This is a genomic window from Pseudomonas putida group bacterium ESBL64 (genome assembly GCF_045277175.1).
In the GTDB taxonomy this organism is placed as follows: Bacteria; Pseudomonadota; Gammaproteobacteria; order Pseudomonadales; family Pseudomonadaceae; genus Aquipseudomonas; species Aquipseudomonas alloputida.
On sequence record NZ_CP145799.1, the window covers coordinates 2,597,501 to 2,615,247 of the forward strand.

Sequence of the window (17,747 nt, forward strand, 5' to 3'; positions counted from 1 at the left end):
CCCGGGGCTTTCACATCCAACTTAACAAACCACCTACGCGCGCTTTACGCCCAGTAATTCCGATTAACGCTTGCACCCTCTGTATTACCGCGGCTGCTGGCACAGAGTTAGCCGGTGCTTATTCTGTCGGTAACGTCAAAACAGCAAGGTATTAGCTTACTGCCCTTCCTCCCAACTTAAAGTGCTTTACAATCCGAAGACCTTCTTCACACACGCGGCATGGCTGGATCAGGCTTTCGCCCATTGTCCAATATTCCCCACTGCTGCCTCCCGTAGGAGTCTGGACCGTGTCTCAGTTCCAGTGTGACTGATCATCCTCTCAGACCAGTTACGGATCGTCGCCTTGGTGAGCCATTACCCCACCAACTAGCTAATCCGACCTAGGCTCATCTGATAGCGCAAGGCCCGAAGGTCCCCTGCTTTCTCCCGTAGGACGTATGCGGTATTAGCGTTCCTTTCGAAACGTTGTCCCCCACTACCAGGCAGATTCCTAGGCATTACTCACCCGTCCGCCGCTGAATCAGGGAGCAAGCTCCCGTCATCCGCTCGACTTGCATGTGTTAGGCCTGCCGCCAGCGTTCAATCTGAGCCATGATCAAACTCTTCAGCTCAATACTGCTTGGGTTTTTAAGAAACCCTAAACTTGGCTCAGCAATCTCAAATGACTATGTGATTTCTCGCATGGCCACTTGTGATGCTGATAATCTTTTTGACTATCAGTCCATACTCACAAGCACCCACACGAATTGCTTGATTCAATTTGTTAAAGAGCGTTTGGTTAAGAGCTTTTCGTCTCAACCGAGGCGCGCACTCTACGCTTTCCTCAGAGCCTGTCAAGCGTTTATTTTGAAGTTTTTTACCACCGCTTTCTTTCGAAAGCTAACAACTTCAACAACTTACCGCTTGCCCCGAAGCGTTCATCGCTGCGAGGAGGCGAATAATACGCGCTTTGAAATCAGAGTCAACACCTTGTTCTGAAAAACTTTTCCATCAACGTTTTGCCGCTAACCGGCAACTAATGAAAGCGCCGTGGATCTGTAAAGAAACACACCACGGAGCGTAGCGGCCATGAGCAATGGGCAAAGCGAGAAAACCCCCGGCCTCTCTGCAGATGAAGAGCAGGAGGTCAGCCACAGCCAACCGCCGCGGGCGGCTGTGCTGCACGAAATCATTCGCTACCAGGGCGACCAGGAACTGGAACGTACACTTGCCGCGTTGTGGTGGTCGGCACTTGCCGCCGGCCTGTCCATGGGGCTGTCGTTGATGGCCATGGGGCTATTCTACGCCCGCCTGCCGGAAGGCGATGGTGCCCAGGTGGTCGCCAGCATCGGCTACAGTGCGGGCTTTCTTGCCGTGATCCTGGCACGCCAGCAACTGTTCACCGAAAATACGCTCACCGCCGTGCTGCCCGTCATGACCGCCCCTACGCTGGCCAACTTCGGACGACTGCTACGCCTCTGGGGCGTGGTGTTGTTTGGCAACCTGGCAGGCACCCTGCTGGTAGCCTGGGTGATGCTGGAACTGCCGATCTTCGACAGCAAGACCGATGTGGCATTCCTGGAGGTCGGTCGCAAGGTAATGAAGAACGACATCAGCCAGATGTTCGCCAAGGGCATAGTCTCAGGCTGGATGATTGCCACCATGGTCTGGATGATCCCTTCAATGGAGCACGCCAAGATCTGGATCATTCTGATGATCACCTACCTGATGGCCCTTGGCGATTTCACTCATATAGTGGTGGGGTCAGTCGAAGTGTCCTACCTGGTGTGGGCTGGCGACGAAACCTGGAGCCGTTTCTGGCTGGAATTTGCACTGCCGACGCTGGCGGGCAACATCATCGGTGGCAGTTTCATCTTCGCCTTGATCAGCCATGCGCAAGTGCGCAGTGACAGTGGCAAACCACCCTCGCGGCTTCTGAACGACGACCAGCCCCAGTCCGCGCGCAGCAGACATGAGCCAAAATGATAATCAGCGTGCCGCTACGGTGAGCTCATGCCCCTGGCCCTGCTTACTCATGGGCCAGGGCTACACATCCGTTCTGCCCGCCATGCGGTGACTCCAGGTTACCCCGCTCCCGTCCGCGGCGCGCCCAGTCGCACCTGAGCCTGGTTATCGACGGCCCACCACAGTGATCGAATCAACCGTGAATTGGCTTGTAAGGTCATTTCTCGCCGATGTAACACTGTTCAACAATATTCATCCGAATTATGCGATGAACGGTACACCGGCAGAAGAAGATCAGCATTATGGACAATCGCATCGGCAAAGGGCTTTCATTCGTCAAGCGCATCTACCTGCCGCGGGTCATTGGCCTTGGAATCGGCCTGTTCACTGTCATGGCGGCGATTGCGCCGCTGTCGCCCCCCTCCTGGACATGGCTGCTAGTACTGTTCAATGGTTTGCTGTGGCCGCACGTGGCCTACCAGTGGGCTGCTCGCTCGACAACGCCTTACCAGGCGGAACAGCGCAACCTTCTGCTGGACTCGCTGATGGGCGGGTTCTGGACTGCCGCCATGCACTTCAACCCGCTACCCAGCGTGACCGTGCTGTCGATGATGACGATGAACAACGTCGCCGCCGGCGGCAAGCGCATGGTCTTTCGCGGAGCGCTGGCGCAACTGGCTGGCATGCTCGCCGCCATCCTGCTGCTTGGCCCTGGCTTGCAATTGATCGCCACGCCCCTGCAGGTCTATGCGTGCCTGCCCATGCTGGCGCTGTACCCACTGGCCTTGGGCTGGGTGTGCTACCAGCTTGCGATCAAGCTGGGCGACCACAAGCGCCGGCTGAGCGCCCTGAGCCTCACCGACAGCCTGACCGGGCTGTTCAACCACGGCGCCTGGAAGGACCTGCTGCAGCTCAAGTTCCAGGCGTGCAAGCAGCGACAGGAGCACGCGGTGATTGCCCTGATCGACATCGATCACTTCAAGACCATCAACGACACCTTTGGCCATGTGGTCGGCGACTGTGTACTGCGCCAGCTCAGCGCTGAGCTGCGGCGCAGTTTGCGCGAGGGCGACCAGGCCGGGCGTTACGGCGGCGACGAATTCTGCGTGATCCTGCCCGAAATCAGTGAAGCCCAGGCCTGCCAAGTCATGGAGCGTCTGCGCGAGCGGGTTTCCAGCTACCGCAACCCACAGTTACCGCACCTGCGCATCAGCCTGAGTATCGGCCTGTCACCCTTCGAGGCCAACCTCGAGTCCCCCGAGCACTGGCTCGAACAGGCGGACAAGGCGCTGTACATCGCCAAGCACGCTGGCCGCGATCAGGTCAATTTTGCCCGCGGTGAAGCTGCCGCGCTCAGGCTGGCCTATCCTGATTGAACCTCCTTCCTGTCTGCCTGGCGGGAGGTTGCCTGAAGGAGCCGCTCGCGCATGGCCAGGACCGCCAAGCTTCTACCCGCTAGCCCCACACCGCGCTTTCAGGTGCGCCACCTCATTGCCGGTTTCAGCGCAGTGTTCGGCCTGGCTTGCCTGGTCATTCTCGGCGCTCTGTTCAATATCGCCAGCACACTCGACCAACAGGAGCGCCAGCGTAGCGCCTTCCATGCGAACCAGGCGCTGGAACAACGGCTGCTCGCCTCGCGCCAGTTTCTGTCCAGCTATGCCGTATGGGATGCAGCCTTCGAGCACCTGTCGGGCCAAGCCGACTGGCAATGGGCCTACGAGGAAAAGAACGTAGGCGAGTCGCTGTACAGCGCCAGCGGCTACGAAGGGGTGTTCGTAGTGGAAAACGACCGCACCACCTATGCCTTGTTCAAAGGCCAGCCCAGCCAGGCAGGCGCTGACAGCTATATAGACACACCCCTGCAGCCGATCATCGAACAGGCCCGCGCGGCGGCGGTTTCACGCGAGCAGGTCACCCGTTTCGTGCTGTTCAATGGCTGGCCGGCCGCACTCAGTGCAGCAGCCGTGCGCCCGGACCGGGAGGTTACCGACAGCGAGGTGAGTCAGGCGCCGGTGATGCTGTTCATTGACCAGCTCACCGAAAGCAAACTGGCGCAGTTGGGCAACGGCGCCGGCCTGACGGGCATGCACGTGGAAAAGGAGGATATGCAGGATCACAGCCACCTGCGCATCGACCTGGGCGACACCGGCTACCATCTGACCTGGAACAGCCCACTGCCGGGGCGTCAGATGCTGCGGGCAGTGTTGCCAGCACTGTTGTGCGCCCTACTGATACTTGGCCTGGTGATGCTGTACCTGTTCCGCCATGCCTTGCGCAGCTCCCGGGCAATCGGCCTCACGCTCGTGCATCTGCAACAAAGCAACCAGGCCCTGGAGGCCAGCGAGCAGCGTTTCCGCGCGGTGGCCGAATCGGCATCCGACTGGATCTGGGAAACCGACCGGCATCAACGCCTGACCTACCTGTCGCAACGCTTCGCCAACGTCACCGGCTACCCGGTAGACGGCTGGCTGGGCCACCCGCTCAACCAGTTGCTGGCCTGCGACACCACGCCGTTGTCACCTTGGCTCGACGCCCTGGCTACCGCCGACCCGCAGCAATTGGCCAACCTGCGCTGCACTTACCGCGACCAGAATGGCCAAAACCGCTACTGCCGGATATCCGCCCGCGCTATCTGGCGCGATGGCAAGGCCATCGGTTTTCGGGGTACCGCCAGCGATATCACCGACGAAGTCGACGCCCACGCGCGCATCCAGCATCTTTCGCTGCACGACCCACTGACCGGGCTGGCCAACCGCAACAAACTCGCCCGGCACTTGGAGCAGGCCTTGTTGCGCGGCAGTGACTCGCCGCCGCTGACCTTGTTGCTGCTGGACCTGGACAACTTCAAGCCGATCAACGACTCGCTCGGTCATGCCGCCGGAGATGCCGTGCTGCAAGAAGTGGCAACGCGCCTGCGCGACACCACCCGCGATGGCGACCTGGTCGCGCGTCTGGGCGGCGACGAGTTCATCCTGGTACTCAGCGGCATGGACAACAGCAGCGAGATCGACCGCTTCTGTGCGCGCCTGATCGGCCTGCTGCAGCAACCCATCGTCTTCGAAAGCCAGCCGCTGCACATCGGTGCCAGCATTGGCGTTGCCCAGACGCGTAACCAGGGCTTCGATGCAGGTGAGCTGATCCGCTGCGCCGACATCGCCCTGTACCAGGCCAAGGCCGATGGTAAGAACACATGGCGCTACTTCGTTGCCGAAATGAACCAGCAGATCCAGTACCGCCGCCAGCTGGAGAACGACCTGCGCCGGGCCCTGCGCAATGAGGAGTTCGAGTTGCATTACCAGCCACGCTACCGCCTCGACGACCTGCGTATCGTCGCGGTCGAGGCCTTGGTGCGCTGGCGGCATCCACAGGAAGGGTTACTGGGGCCGGACACCTTCATTCCGTTGGCCGAGCAGAGCGACATCATTGTTGCGCTGGGCCGCTGGGTGCTTCGCGAAGCTTGCCGCACTGCCCATGACTGGCCAGCCGACGTGCTGGTTTCGGTCAACCTGTCGCCTGCGCAGTTCTTGCGCAGCGATGTGGTAGCCGACGTGCGCGAAATTTTGCTCGACACGGCCTTCCCCGCCCAGCGGTTGGAACTGGAGATTACCGAGAACGTGATGCTCAACGACATCGAGGGCGCGCTAGGCACCATGCTGTCGCTCAAGGAGCTAGGCGTGCGCCTGAACATGGATGATTTCGGCACCGGCTATTCGTCGTTGGGCTACCTGCGTACTTACCCGTTCGACAGCATCAAGATCGACAAACGCTTCATCAGCGGCCTGAACAACAACGGCGGCAGCGACCGCGCTGTGGTCCAGGCCATCATCAACCTGGGTGAGGCGATGGGGCTGACAGTGACAGCCGAAGGCGTGGAAAGCGAACATCAACTCAAGGCGCTGGAAAACGATCGCTGCCATGAAGTGCAAGGCTATTACCTGAGCATGCCCCTGGACAGCGCCGGATTGGCGGCGTTGTTGCACCAAACCTCCCAAAGCACTGCACAACCCTTGTAGACGCGGCCTTGCTCCTAAACAGACTGGGTGTGCTGCTGCAGGCTGCGCTGCGCCACGATTTCGGGCAGATCACAGCGGCGCAGGTAGGCGCGCAGCGGTTCACCAATGTTCAAGCGGTCATCCACATGCTGATCCAGCAACAGCGACAGCCGTTCGCGGCACAACGCCATGCGCTGCCCTTGCTCGGGCCGCCAGACAAACTTGCTGCAGGGGGTGATACTGGCGTCGGCCACGTCCATGCCGAACGCGTCCTCGGAGAAACGCACGATATGAACACCGCGCTTGCCGTGAAAACCGACAAAGCCCTTTAGCTGATCGGCGGCGTTGCAGATATCCTGGGAAGTGATGGCCATGACGTAACCTCGCAATGAAATCGGAAGATACGCACGCCTGGCGGAAGAAGGGTTGCCTCTGTCGGGCAACTCACAGCGGCAGCCTAACGCAACTGGCGGGCCGTTCGCCAAATTTTTTCGTGCCTGCCCAACGTCGTCGACGAACTCAAGCTGTACTGCCTTCACCACACGCCCCGGCTGTACCGCTTCGACCGTTACATCTCTGTCTATTGGGCAGCACCATCACTGCGGGTCGCGGTCCTCATGCACTTGCACACTCGCCGTCATACCCGCACTCAAGGTCAGCCCTTCCGGCACCTGATCCAGGCGAATCCTCACGGGTATGCGCTGGGCCAGTCGTACCCAGTTGAAGGTCGGCTCTACCTCCGGCAGCAACTGGCTGTCCGGGTTGCTGTTGCGGTCGGTGATGCCGCGGCTGATGCTCTCCACGTGCCCCTGCATCGGTTCACCCGTGCCCATCAGCCACACCTTCACAGTGTCCCCAACGCGAATGCGCGGCAGCTTGGTTTCCTCGAAATAGGCCTGGATGTAGAACGTCGAATCATCCACCAGCGCCATCACCGATTCCCCGGTGTTCACATAATTGCCTTCGGCCAGACGCAGATTGGTGATATGCCCGCTGCGCGGTGCCCGCACCTCACTGCGCGCCAGGTTGATCCTGGCCACCTGCAACTGCGCCTCGGCCTCATGCAACTCGCCACGCGCGATGGCGGCATTGATCTGGGCGTTTTCACGCAACTCGGCACTGATCGCCTCTGGCCCCAAGGCAGTACGCCGGGCTGCTTCACGCTCGCGCAAGCGCAATTGCTGGGCGCGGGTCTCGGTCACCGCGCTGGCCTGATCGAACGCGGCCTGGAAGCGCTCGCGGTCAATGCTCATCAACAGGTCGCCAGCCTTGACCTGCTGGTTGTCATGGACTTTGAGTTCGCGAACCCAGCCAGACACGTCAGGCGCAATCACCACCACATCAGCGCGCACACGGGCATCGCGCGTCCATGGGGTGAGCATGTAGTACTGCCACAGCTGGTAGCCGGCCAACACGGCCAGGGCCACCACACACAGGGTCACCAGAATACGTACGGCCGCACGCATCGAAACACTCCTTTATAAAGTTCCCAGCAGGCGTACCACCAGGAACAACACACAGACGAACAGCGCTGCGTCGAACAGCGCTTCATGCCAGATCCAGCGCCCCAACGGTGTGGCCTGCACCACCAGGCGCAGCAGGCCGGTGAGCAGCAGCGCCAACAACACATAAAGCAGAAACGGGCTGAGCAGCACACCGCCCACTTCCCACTCACGCAAACCCATGGGTGTCCTCCTGCCAGCGGCACCATTTGCCCCAGCTTTTCTGCAATTGCAGCACCGCCCCCTCGGCCAGGCGAAGCGGGTCGCTGGCTGGCAGCCGACGCAAGGCTGCAATGAACTGCTCACTGGCAGCATCCAGCCGCTGCCCACGCCCGGCAGCCGGCCCTTTGGCCAGCACTGCCTCCACGTGTTGCAGGTACTCGCGCTCGGCCCGCCCCAAAGGGGCCTGGGCGACCGCCAGGCACATGCGCAGGTGCACCAGTTCGTCGCCGATATCCAGCCCGTGCAGGCCGTCATCCCAGCGTTTGCGTTCGCCTTCCGGTAATTCACTGGCATGCCGCGCCAGTTGCATCAGCCGGTCGGCCATGCGCCCGCCAAACCAGCTGTCAGCCCCGCGCAGGTCGCGCCGGGTCAGGCGCACCAAGTCGTTCTGCGTTGCAGCACGCAAGCGCCGGCCCAGCCAGGCCGGGTGGCGGAACACCAGCAAGCGGAAGGCCATGACCGCTGCCGACACCCCCACCAGCATGGCCAAGGCACTGTTCAACATGGTCGCCACGCCGAACTGCATGGCGTTGAGCGGCGACACCAGCACAATGAAGTGCAGGCAATAGGAAGTGGCCGTAGCCCCGGTCCGCGGATGGGCCATGCCCAGTGCACCAAGAAACAGTGGCACGCCCATGCCCAGGCAGAGCATGGCGAAACTGCTCCATTGCGGCAGCATGATCTGCCCGACCAGAAACGCCGCCGGTATCGCCAGGAATATCCCGCGCAGAAAACTCAGGCCGATCTGTGCGCCGTTCTCGCGACTGGCGAACAGGCTGCAGACCACGCAGGTCAGCACCAGGCCACCCGGTGCCGAAGGCCAGGCCGTGGCCAGCCAGAAACCACTCATTACCAGGAAGGCCAGCGCACTGCGCGAGCCGAACAGCAAGGCCAGCGACCAGTCTCGGTGCACGGCCAGCCCCTGGGACACGTCCTTGGGCGCCCTGCCCGCCTCCACATCCTCAAGTGCCTGGCTGGCGGCCATGGCATAGTCCAATAGCAGGGCCATGCGCGCCAGGCAGAAGTGCTCCGCCGAACTGATCTGCTCGTCGTGTGCGGCATCCCAGATACGCTGACGCAACAACAACAGGCTGGGCTGGTCGGGTTGGTCGAGCAGCGTACGCACTTCCTGCAACCAAGGCGTCAGGTGCTCGACCTCACACTCATCCAGTTGCCGCCACTGGCGGCGCACCGAACGGGAAATACGCAACAGCACCAGCAGTTTCTGGCTAAGGCCACGAATGGCACGGGCACGTTGGCGCCCGCGATTGCCCTCGAACCAGGCATGTTCACGTTGGCTGTCGATGGCAACGATGCGTCCCAGGCTTTCCAGCAGGCCCTTGCGCGCCTCGTCCTCTCCGCCCAGCATGGCTCTGGCGGCCTGCAGGCCGTTCTGCCAGGCCTGCCGTGCCTGCCCGCCCAGTTGCTGCTCGACCCGCATGGGCCAGAGCAAGGCACTGCTGGCTGTTGCACAGAAAATACCCAGGCAGATCTCGGTACAGCGCGCCACGGCCTGGTCGAATACCTGCAGGGGGTGGTCAATGGCCGGCAAGGCAATGATCGCTGCGGTGTAGCCGGCCAGCACGAAAGCATAGGCCCAGGCGCTGCGCAACTGGGTGGACGCGGCGGTACACAGGGCCAGCCACAGCGCCAAGGCAAGCAGGAACAGCCCGGGGGTCTGGGCGAACAGGCCGATGAACAGCACTGACATGACTGTGCCGACCAACGTGCCGGCTAACCGCGCCAAGCCTTTCTGCACCACCATGCCCGATAGCGGCTGGGCGACGATGAAAGCAGTCATCAATGCCCAGGAGGGTTGCTCCAGCCCCCAGCGCATCGCCAGCCACAACGCCAGGCCGCCACCGAGCAGGGTCTTGATGGCAAACTTGAGGGCGAGGCTGTTGGGCGCGAACAGGGCCTGAAAGGTGATGGGCACGAGGCGGACCTTGCGGGGAAAAGTCTTGCTGAAAAGATAGACAATGATGAGCAGAATAAAGCGGAAACGATTAATTAGCTAGCTAATCATGTATATGCGATTGGCCTGCACCGAGAGGGACAGCTCAGGCAATAAAAAATGCAGGCAAAAAAATGGGCGACCGAAGTCGCCCTAAATGCCTTGCGTGCTCGTGTACCCGGAAGGTCAGCGCGGCTTGCGCTTGTTCGAGTCCTTCCAGATGAAAATGCCCAGACCGGCAAAGAAGGCGACCATCAGCCCGACCGTTACCACACCGGCGATAACCACGTTGTCGAAGAACATGCTGGCCTCCCCATTCGTTTGCCGTTGTCCGATGGGTACACGTTAACCAATGTGGCGGCGGGGAAAATTGATCAGTGTCAATGGTGCCCGAGGCCGGGCACGCGAGGGGGGCGCAGGGTTGACCTGCGTCAAGTTTCAACGCTTCTTAGGTTTGCCCTTGGGCTTCTTTTTCTTGCTGGTACTCAAAGGCAGGGCCTGCTCGAAAGCATTGCGCATTTCGTTCAGCCGCTTTTCCTTGAGGTCGTGGACGCGCTTGGCACGTTCGGCATCGAAATCGATGAGGTTGTCTTGGCTCATGGGTGGGCTCGACGATCAACAGAGAAATGCATGATGAAGCCAGGCGCAGGCGCTGACCAGCCCCGTATCAGACTTCGATGTCCACCAGCAGTCCTTGGCGTACATGCTCGCCCATCAATGGCGCTACCGGCACGGTATTGTCGGCATTGACCTCGTCACCCGGGACGGCATCGTAGCGTTCCTGCTCGCCCTTATTGCGGCGTTGCTGCTGGCGGCGCTGTTCATCGCGCAGCAACAATACCTGCTCCTGCGGGTCGCGCTGGCGCTTGAGGTCAATGGCACTTTCGCCGGACGCAGGCTGCGTCGGCACCACCGGCTTGATATCGGGGGTTGGCTTGACCGGGTCCTGTTGCGAGGTGACCGGGGCGGCACTGAGCGGAATGATCGGCGGCAGCATGGACGTTCTCCTATGCCCCCTGTATCGGCAGGCGCAGCTTTACCTTGATGTCATGGACAACATTTACTCGGCTTCGTCACCCGGCTCGTCGTCGACTGGCGGACTGGCCTCGCTCCAGGGCCGCTTGTACACCTGTTGCCAAACCGCATCCATATGATCGCGTAACACCGGCGGCGCGGCTTTCAGCGAAGCGCTGTCCTCGCGCTCACCACCGATCGGTTCCTCGCCCGCCGGGGTGATCAGCGACTGGCCGGTAATGGTGTAACTGGCCTGCCCTTCACGCATCTCGATGGCGATGTCATGCGGGTCGATACCGCCGCCGCAGAACGCATGGCTGGCCACCGTTATCTCGGCCACCCCATTCTTGTTCAGGTCGCTCACATCACTGACGTCATTATAGAAGTCCACGTCCAGGTCCAGCCCCGGGCAGGTCGTTTCCTGCTCGACCTGCCAACGCGCCTTGAAGGTGTCGTTCTCGGCCGTGCGCCCGTACAAGGTGGCCTTGAGCACCACCTTGTCCACTTCCTGTTCGCTTTCCAGGTCGCTGGCCTGGCCATCGCTGCGGCTCAGGACCAACAGCCCTTCGCCGTCACCGTCACGAAAGTGCACGCTCTTTATCGGCGTCTGCACGCCCAGTACCTCAAGCTGCTCCATCGGAATGGGGGGCAATGTCTCAAAGTTTTTCTGCTCGCAGGCGCTCAGCAGCACCAGGCTGCCCACGGCCATCGAAGCGCTGATCCAGCGGTGCTTGGCAGACATGTTGATCCGGGGCCCTCATCGGCGGCGCTGTGCAGGGCGATGAAACGACTAGACTATGCCTTTCGATACCTTTCGGTGCTCTCGGCACTTTGGTCTGACCGGCCGATCCGTTAACATAATCGGCTTTTTCATCGCGGGAGTTCAGGCAGTATGGCGCAGCAGTATCAACCGGGGCAACGCTGGATCAGCGACAGCGAAGCAGAGCTCGGCCTGGGTACCATCCTGGCGCAGGATGGCCGCCTGTTGACCGTGCTCTACCCGGCCACTGGCGACACCCGCCAGTATTCCCTGCGCAATGCGCCGCTGACCCGCGTGCGCTTCTCGCCAGGTGACCAGATCACCCACTTCGAAGGCTGGAAGCTGACCGTACGCGAAGTCGAGGACATCGACGGGCTGATGGTCTACCACGGCCTGGACGGGCAGAACCAGCCTCGCACCCTGCCCGAAACCCAGTTGTCGAACTTCATTCAGTTCCGCCTGGCCAGCGACCGCCTGTTCGCCGGGCAGATAGACCCACTGTCGTGGTTCAGCCTGCGCTACAACACCCTGCAGCACACCAGCAAGCAGATGCAGTCGGCACTGTGGGGGTTGGGCGGCTGCCGCGCACAGCCCATCGCCCACCAACTGCACATTGCCCGCGAAGTCGCCGACCGCAGCGCCCCACGCGTTCTGCTGGCCGACGAAGTGGGCCTGGGCAAAACCATCGAAGCCGGCCTGGTCATTCACCGCCAGCTGCTGTCGGGTCGCGCCAGCCGCGTACTGATCCTGGTGCCGGAAAACCTCCAGCACCAGTGGCTGGTGGAAATGCGCCGGCGCTTCAATCTGCAAGTGGCGCTGTTCGACGCCGAGCGCTTCATCGAAAGCGACGCCAGCAACCCGTTCGAGGATGCCCAACTGGCGTTGGTTGCCCTGGAGTGGCTGGTCGACGACGAAAAGGCCCAGGACGCACTGTTTGCCGCTGGCTGGGACCTGATGGTCGTCGACGAAGCCCACCACCTGGTCTGGCACGAAGACCAGGTCAGCGCCGAATACGGCCTGGTCGAGCAACTGGCCCAAGTGATTCCGGGCGTACTGCTGCTCACCGCCACCCCCGAGCAGCTGGGCCAGGACAGCCACTTCGCCCGCCTGCGCCTGCTCGACCCCAACCGTTTTCACGACCTGGCCGCTTTCCGCGCAGAAAGCGAGCACTACCGCCCGGTAGCAGAGGCGGTGCAGGAACTGCTCGACGAGGGCCGCCTGTCGCCCAAGGCCCACGCCACCATCCTGGGCTTCCTGGGTGCCGAAGGCGAAGCCCTGCTGGCTGCAGTCAGCGACGGCGACACCCAGGCCAGCGCGCGGCTGATTCGCGAGCTGCTGGATCGCCACGGCACCGGCCGCGTGCTGTTCCGTAACACCCGTGCGGCGATCCAGGGCTTCCCCGAGCGCCAGTTGCACCCCTACCCGCTGCCCACGCCCGAGCAATACCGCGACCTGCCAACCGGCGAGCACGCCGAGCTGTACCCGGAAGTTGCCTTCCAGGCCCAGGGTGAAGTGGCCGATGACGAGCGCTGGTGGCGTTTCGACCCACGTGTCGACTGGCTGATCGACACCCTGAAGATGCTCAAGCGCACCAAAGTGCTGGTGATCTGCGCCCACGCCGAAACCGCCATGGACCTGGAGGACGCCCTGCGCGTGCGCTCCGGCATCCCGGCCTCGGTGTTCCATGAAGGCATGAGCATCCTCGAGCGCGACCGCGCCGCTGCCTACTTTGCCGATGAAGAGTTTGGCGCCCAGGTGCTGATCTGCTCGGAAATCGGCAGCGAAGGCCGCAACTTCCAGTTCGCTCATCACCTGGTGATGTTCGACCTGCCAGCGCACCCCGACCTGCTCGAACAGCGCATCGGCCGCCTTGACCGGATCGGCCAGAAGCACACTATCCAGTTGCACATCCCGTACCTGCAGGACAGCCCGCAAGAGCGCCTGTTCCAGTGGTACCACGAAGGGCTCAACGCCTTCCTCAACACCTGCCCCACCGGCAATGCCCTGCAGCACCAGTTCGGCCCACGCCTGCTGCCGCTGCTAGAAGCCGGCGAACACAAGGCCTGGGATACCCTGGTGGCCGACGCCCGCAGCGAGCGCGAGCGCCTGGAAGCCGAACTGCACACTGGCCGTGACCGCCTGCTGGAGCTCAATTCCGGCGGCGCCGGCGAAGGTCAGGCGCTGGTCGAGGCCATTCTCGAACAGGACGACCAGTTCGCCCTGCCGATCTACATGGAAACCCTGTTCGACGCTTTCGGCATCGACAGCGAAGACCATTCCGAGAACGCACTGATCCTCAAGCCGAGCGAGAAGATGCTCGATGCCAGCTTCCCGCTGGGCGACGATGAAGGCGTGACCATCACCTATGACCGTGGCCAGGCGCTGTCACGCGAGGACATGCAGTTCCTCACCTGGGAGCACCCGATGGTGCAGGGTGGCATGGATCTGGTGCTGTCAGGCTCGATGGGCAACACCGCCGTGGCGTTGATCAAGAACAAAGCGCTCAAACCAGGCACCGTACTGCTTGAACTGCTGTTCGTCAGCGAGGTGGTGGCACCCCGCAGCCTGCAACTGGGCCGCTACCTGCCGCCGGCGGCACTGCGCTGCCTGCTCGACGCCAATGGCAACGACCTGGCGTCACGCGTGGCCTTCGAAACCCTCAACGACCAGCTCGAGAGCGTACCGCGCGCCAGCGCCAACAAGTTCGTCCAGGCCCAGCGCGATGTGCTGGCCAAGCGTATCAGTGGCGGCGAGGAGAAGATCCTGCCGGCCCACAACGAGCGCGTGGCCGAAGCCCAGCGCCGCCTGACAGCCGAGGCCGACGAAGAGCTGGCGCGCCTGGTGGCATTGCAAGCGGTCAACCCAAGTGTGCGTGACAGCGAAATCGACGCCCTGCGCAAGCGGCGCGAAGATGGCCTGGCAATGCTGGAGAAGGCCGCCCTGCGCCTGGAAGCCATTCGCGTGCTGGTGGCTGGCTAACGCAGTCCCCGCGCCCTTGTGGGAGCGGGCACGCCCGCGAACACCGGCGAAGCCGGTGGCATCCACCGCAGTGGATGCTTCGCGGGCTCGCCCGCTCCCACAGGAAGGCATCAGGGCCCCAAATTTATTCCTCACTGCGATTGGAGTTATAACCAAATCGTAGAAATCATTGTGCCATTAGTCAGGAAGGCTTAAGCACTCCTTCCTATACTGCCTCTGGACAGTCTGCACAGGGTTGTAGCGCAGACGAGTGAAAACTCGATCAAGAGGCATTCCATGGAATGGCTGGGGCTGCAACTGTTCGCCGATCTTCCCGCAACCGGGCGCATCGTCATCGACTGCCGTCATGAACCGCTCTTGGTTCTGCTCGCCTATTTCGTTGCTTGCGCGGCCTGTTTCGCCACCCTCGACATGGCCGAGCGCCAGTCCCACAGCGACGACCCCACCGCCCACCGGCAATGGAACATGCTTGGAGCTTGCTGCCTGGCAGGCGGCATATGGGCCATGCACTTCATCAGCATGCTGGCCTTTCGGGCCCCGGTGGACGTGCACTACGACGTATCCCTGACCATTCTTTCGCTGCTCATCGCACTGGGCGTGGCCTGGCTGGCCATGCACAGCCTCGAACGCAGCAAGATGCGCGCGCACCACTTCGTGCTGAGCGCAGGGCTGATCGGCCTGGGCATCATCCTCATGCATTTTGTCGGCATGGCCGCGATGGAAACGGGTGCCCGCCAGTACTACCAAACCGGCTTGCTACTTGCCTCTGCCGCTATTGCCCTGCTCACCGCCCTGACCTCGCTGTACCTGGCCCGCTACTTGCGCAATGGCAGCGGCACCCTGTACCAGGCCATGAAGTACGGCGCCAGCCTGCTGATGGCGGGCGGCATCGTCGCCACTCATTTCACCGCGATGTCGGCCATGACCTTGATCATCCCTGCCGATACCGCACTGCGCCTGCCGTCTGGCGACAACAGCCTGCAGCTGGGACTGGGCATCGGCTTCATCACCCTGCTGATCAGTGGCGCCAGCATCAGCGCCGCACTGGCCGACAAGAAGCTGCAAAGCAAGGAGCACGACCTGCGCCGGGTCAGCGTACTGCTCAGCCAACTGGACCAGGCCCGCGCTTCGCTGCAGCAGGCGGCGCACTATGATGCCCTGACCAACCTGCTCAACCGCCGCGGATTCAACCAGGTGTTCGCCGAGCGCCTGGTCGAAACTCAGGCCAGCGAAAACCGCCTGGCCGTGATGTTTCTCGACATCGACCATTTCAAGCGTATCAACGACAGCCTTGGCCACGATGCCGGTGACGAGCTGCTCAAGGTGATCGCCCACCACATCAAGGCCGCTACCCGCAACCACGACCTGGTTGCGCGCTTTGGTGGCGACGAGTTCTGTGTGGTCACCAGCCTGAACAGCCGCGACGAAGCCCGCCACCTGGCCCAGCGCATCATGCAACGGATGAAAGAACCCATCGACCTGGGCGGGCGGCGCATGGTCATGACCACCAGCATTGGTATAAGTATCTTCCCGGACGATGGCAGCACAGCCGAAGAGCTGCTCAAGCATGCCGACCTGGCCCTCTACCAATCCAAGGACAACGGGCGCAACAGCCTGAATTTCTTCAATGACAGCCTGAAGGCTCGCGCGTCGATCGCCTTGCAACTGGAAGAAGAGCTGCGCCTGGCCCTGCTCGAGGAGCGCGGGCTGTGTGTGCACTACCAGCCGATCTTCGACCTGCGCAGCGGGCAAGTGGCCAAACTGGAAGCGCTGGTACGCTGGCAGCATCCTCAACACGGCCTGCTCGGGCCCGACCGTTTTGTCGGCATTGCCGAAGCCAACGGCCTGATCATCGACCTTGACCTGTGGGTGCTGCGCCATGCCTGTGCCGACCTGGCCCACTTGCAGCGCCACGGCTACGGCGAGGTCCAGGTCACGGTCAATTGCTCGGCAGTCACCCTCAGCCACGACGAACTGCCTAAGGAAGTAGAAAAGGCGCTGTTCCACGCCGCCCTTGCGCCGCGCCACCTGGAGCTGGAGGTGACCGAAAACGCCTTGGTGGGCGATATCCAGCGCACGGTCAGCCTGCTCAAACGCGTCCGAGCCTTGGGGGTGGCACTTTCGATCGATGACTTTGGTACCGGCTACTCGTCACTGGCCTACCTCAAGCGCCTGCCATTGGATGTGCTGAAGATCGACCGCACCTTTCTACAGGATGTACCGGGCAGCCAGAAAGACCGCGAGATTGTCCAGGCGATCATCGCCATGGCGCATACGCTGCACCTGCGGGTAGTCAGCGAGGGCGTGGAAACTGCCGAACAGCGGGCGTTCCTCGAAAGCCATGGCTGCGACTACCTGCAGGGATACCTGTTGGGGCACCCCGTACCGCTGGCCGAGTTGCGCCCACTGCTGGAGCGGTTGCAGCGCCAGAGCAGCCGGATCACACCTTGTTGCGGTACAGCTCAACCAGGGTCGCCGGATCTTTTTGCAGGTAACCCTGGCTACCGTGCAAGCGCATCAGTTGCGCGGCAAGGCCACTGAGCGGCGTCGCCGAGCCTTGCTCGCGGGAAAACTTGACCGCACCATCGAGGTCCTTGAGCAGCGTGCGTACGTGCCACTTGATTGGCTCGAAGCGGCTCTCGGCCATTTGCGGCGCAAGAATCTGCAATGGCTTGGAATCGGCAAAGCCACCCGCCAGCGCTTCAGCGATCAGCGTCGCGTCCACGCCCGACTGTTCGGCCAATGCCACCACTTCTGCAATTACCAGGGCATTGCACGCTACGATCATCTGGTTGCAAGCCTTGGTCACCTGCCCCGTGCCTACCGCGCCCATATGCGTCACGCGCTGACCAAGCACCTCCAGCACCGGGCGTGCACGCTGCAGATCGGCCGCTTCACCGCCCACCATGATCGCCAGCGTGCCCGCTTCGGCACCGGGCGTACCGCCAGAGACAGGTGCATCCAGCCAGGCCATGCCGCACAGTGCTGCCAGTTCGGCAGCCATTTCACGGGTGGCGGTGGGTTCCAGGCTAGAGAAATCGATCAGCAACTGGCCGCTGCGCCCGCCCTGGGCAATGCCTTGCTCGCCAAACACCACCTCACGCACCACCGCCGTGTCGGCCAGGCACAGTAGTACCATGTCGCTGTCACGGCACAATTCGGCCGGGCTGCTGGCCAGGCGCGCGCCAGCAGCGACCAGTGCGGCGCACTTGTCCGGGCTGCGGTTCCATACCGTCAGCGGATAACCCGCTGCCAACAGGCGGCGGCACATGGGCAGGCCCATCAGGCCGATGCCGGCGAATCCAAGCGAAGGTAGTGCAGTGCTCATCGATAAACTCCTGACTGATTCGAACATTTCCCAGGCGGGCTACGATTCCGTT

Annotated in this window: 14 protein-coding genes and 1 rRNA gene (1 of these 15 cut by a window edge); 5 read left to right on the forward strand and 10 right to left on the reverse strand. The window is 62.0% G+C overall.

The features are described 5' to 3' along the window. Positions 1-611, reverse strand: a 16S ribosomal RNA gene (locus V6093_RS11870) (it extends 926 nt beyond the left edge of the window). Between the two features lie 457 nt (positions 612-1,068). Between V6093_RS11870 and V6093_RS11875 the strand changes: the two genes are divergently transcribed. From V6093_RS11875 to V6093_RS11885, 3 genes are all read left to right on the forward strand, one after another. Continuing rightward, a complete protein-coding gene (locus tag V6093_RS11875) occupies positions 1,069-1,965 on the forward strand; it encodes a formate/nitrite transporter family protein (protein WP_014860086.1) in 897 nt (298 codons plus the stop codon). Positions 1,966-2,246: 281 nt separating this feature from the next. Further along, complete coding sequence (locus tag V6093_RS11880; RefSeq protein ID WP_121782955.1) at positions 2,247-3,320, forward strand: diguanylate cyclase; 1,074 nt, start codon at positions 2,247-2,249, stop codon at positions 3,318-3,320. A gap of 51 nt (positions 3,321-3,371) precedes the next feature. Next, a complete protein-coding gene (locus tag V6093_RS11885) occupies positions 3,372-5,957 on the forward strand; it encodes an EAL domain-containing protein (protein ID WP_047605052.1) in 2,586 nt (861 codons plus the stop codon). 14 nt (positions 5,958-5,971) lie between these two features. On the opposite strand, the gene V6093_RS11890 is transcribed toward V6093_RS11885, so the two are convergent. The 8 genes from V6093_RS11890 to V6093_RS11925 all read right to left on the reverse strand — a co-directional run bounded on the left by V6093_RS11890 (position 5,972) and on the right by V6093_RS11925 (position 11,370). Then, positions 5,972-6,310, reverse strand: a complete 339-nt coding sequence (locus V6093_RS11890) for a DUF2025 family protein (RefSeq protein ID WP_406669804.1) — start codon at positions 6,308-6,310, stop codon at positions 5,972-5,974. A gap of 222 nt (positions 6,311-6,532) precedes the next feature. Next, positions 6,533-7,402: an HlyD family secretion protein gene (locus V6093_RS11895; RefSeq protein ID WP_003254857.1), complete on the reverse strand. Its 870-nt coding sequence runs from the start codon at positions 7,400-7,402 to the stop codon at positions 6,533-6,535. A gap of 12 nt (positions 7,403-7,414) precedes the next feature. Further along, positions 7,415-7,621, reverse strand: coding sequence for a DUF1656 domain-containing protein (locus tag V6093_RS11900; protein ID WP_003254859.1), 207 nt, complete (start codon positions 7,619-7,621; stop codon positions 7,415-7,417). Next, entirely contained in the window at positions 7,608-9,596 is a 1,989-nt protein-coding gene (locus V6093_RS11905) for an FUSC family protein (RefSeq protein WP_004576200.1), read from the reverse strand. The genes V6093_RS11900 and V6093_RS11905 overlap by 14 nt, the downstream gene beginning before the upstream one ends. 204 nt (positions 9,597-9,800) lie before the next feature. Beyond that, entirely contained in the window at positions 9,801-9,917 is a 117-nt protein-coding gene (ccoM, locus tag V6093_RS11910) for a cytochrome c oxidase subunit CcoM (RefSeq protein ID WP_003254862.1), read from the reverse strand. Positions 9,918-10,052: 135 nt separating this feature from the next. After that, positions 10,053-10,214, reverse strand: coding sequence for a hypothetical protein (locus V6093_RS11915; protein ID WP_003254864.1), 162 nt, complete (start codon positions 10,212-10,214; stop codon positions 10,053-10,055). Positions 10,215-10,281: 67 nt separating this feature from the next. Continuing rightward, the gene (locus V6093_RS11920) at positions 10,282-10,611 is read right to left on the reverse strand and encodes a hypothetical protein (protein WP_003254865.1); all 330 of its coding nucleotides are present in this window, start codon (positions 10,609-10,611) and stop codon (positions 10,282-10,284) included. A gap of 63 nt (positions 10,612-10,674) precedes the next feature. Next, positions 10,675-11,370 carry a M949_RS01915 family surface polysaccharide biosynthesis protein gene (locus tag V6093_RS11925; RefSeq protein ID WP_267828466.1) on the reverse strand — a complete coding sequence of 232 codons (696 nt, stop codon included), beginning with the start codon at positions 11,368-11,370 and terminating at the stop codon, positions 10,675-10,677. Positions 11,371-11,520: 150 nt separating this feature from the next. On the opposite strand from V6093_RS11925, the gene rapA reads away from it, so the two are divergent. Together rapA and V6093_RS11935 are read left to right on the forward strand one after the other, a co-directional pair. Beyond that, complete coding sequence (gene rapA / locus V6093_RS11930; protein ID WP_047605050.1) at positions 11,521-14,367, forward strand: RNA polymerase-associated protein RapA; 2,847 nt, start codon at positions 11,521-11,523, stop codon at positions 14,365-14,367. A 276-nt stretch (positions 14,368-14,643) separates the two neighbouring features. Beyond that, entirely contained in the window at positions 14,644-16,908 is a 2,265-nt protein-coding gene (locus V6093_RS11935) for a bifunctional diguanylate cyclase/phosphodiesterase (RefSeq protein ID WP_108079281.1), read from the forward strand. Here V6093_RS11935 and V6093_RS11940 read toward each other — a convergent pair. Further along, entirely contained in the window at positions 16,808-17,695 is an 888-nt protein-coding gene (locus V6093_RS11940) for an NAD(P)-dependent oxidoreductase (protein ID WP_003254870.1), read from the reverse strand. The genes V6093_RS11935 and V6093_RS11940 overlap by 101 nt on opposite strands. Between the last annotated feature and the right edge of the window lie 52 nt (positions 17,696-17,747).

Excerpts from the sequence above, each read along its gene's own strand:
- ccoM (WP_003254862.1), bottom strand. The coding sequence starts at position 9,917 with ATGTTCTTCGACAACGTGGTTATCGCCGGTGTGGTAACGGTCGGGCTG.
- V6093_RS11890 (WP_406669804.1), bottom strand. The coding sequence starts at position 6,310 with ATGGCCATCACTTCCCAGGATATCTGCAACGCCGCCGATCAGCTAAAG.
- V6093_RS11900 (WP_003254859.1), bottom strand. The coding sequence starts at position 7,621 with ATGGGTTTGCGTGAGTGGGAAGTGGGCGGTGTGCTGCTCAGCCCGTTT.
- rapA (WP_047605050.1), top strand. The coding sequence starts at position 11,521 with ATGGCGCAGCAGTATCAACCGGGGCAACGCTGGATCAGCGACAGCGAA.
- V6093_RS11895 (WP_003254857.1), bottom strand. The coding sequence starts at position 7,402 with ATGCGTGCGGCCGTACGTATTCTGGTGACCCTGTGTGTGGTGGCCCTG.
- V6093_RS11915 (WP_003254864.1), bottom strand. The coding sequence starts at position 10,214 with ATGAGCCAAGACAACCTCATCGATTTCGATGCCGAACGTGCCAAGCGC.
- V6093_RS11880 (WP_121782955.1), top strand. The coding sequence starts at position 2,247 with ATGGACAATCGCATCGGCAAAGGGCTTTCATTCGTCAAGCGCATCTAC.
- V6093_RS11935 (WP_108079281.1), top strand. The coding sequence starts at position 14,644 with ATGGAATGGCTGGGGCTGCAACTGTTCGCCGATCTTCCCGCAACCGGG.
- V6093_RS11885 (WP_047605052.1), top strand. The coding sequence starts at position 3,372 with ATGGCCAGGACCGCCAAGCTTCTACCCGCTAGCCCCACACCGCGCTTT.
- V6093_RS11920 (WP_003254865.1), bottom strand. The coding sequence starts at position 10,611 with ATGCTGCCGCCGATCATTCCGCTCAGTGCCGCCCCGGTCACCTCGCAA.
- V6093_RS11940 (WP_003254870.1), bottom strand. The coding sequence starts at position 17,695 with ATGAGCACTGCACTACCTTCGCTTGGATTCGCCGGCATCGGCCTGATG.
- V6093_RS11925 (WP_267828466.1), bottom strand. The coding sequence starts at position 11,370 with ATGTCTGCCAAGCACCGCTGGATCAGCGCTTCGATGGCCGTGGGCAGC.
- V6093_RS11875 (WP_014860086.1), top strand. The coding sequence starts at position 1,069 with ATGAGCAATGGGCAAAGCGAGAAAACCCCCGGCCTCTCTGCAGATGAA.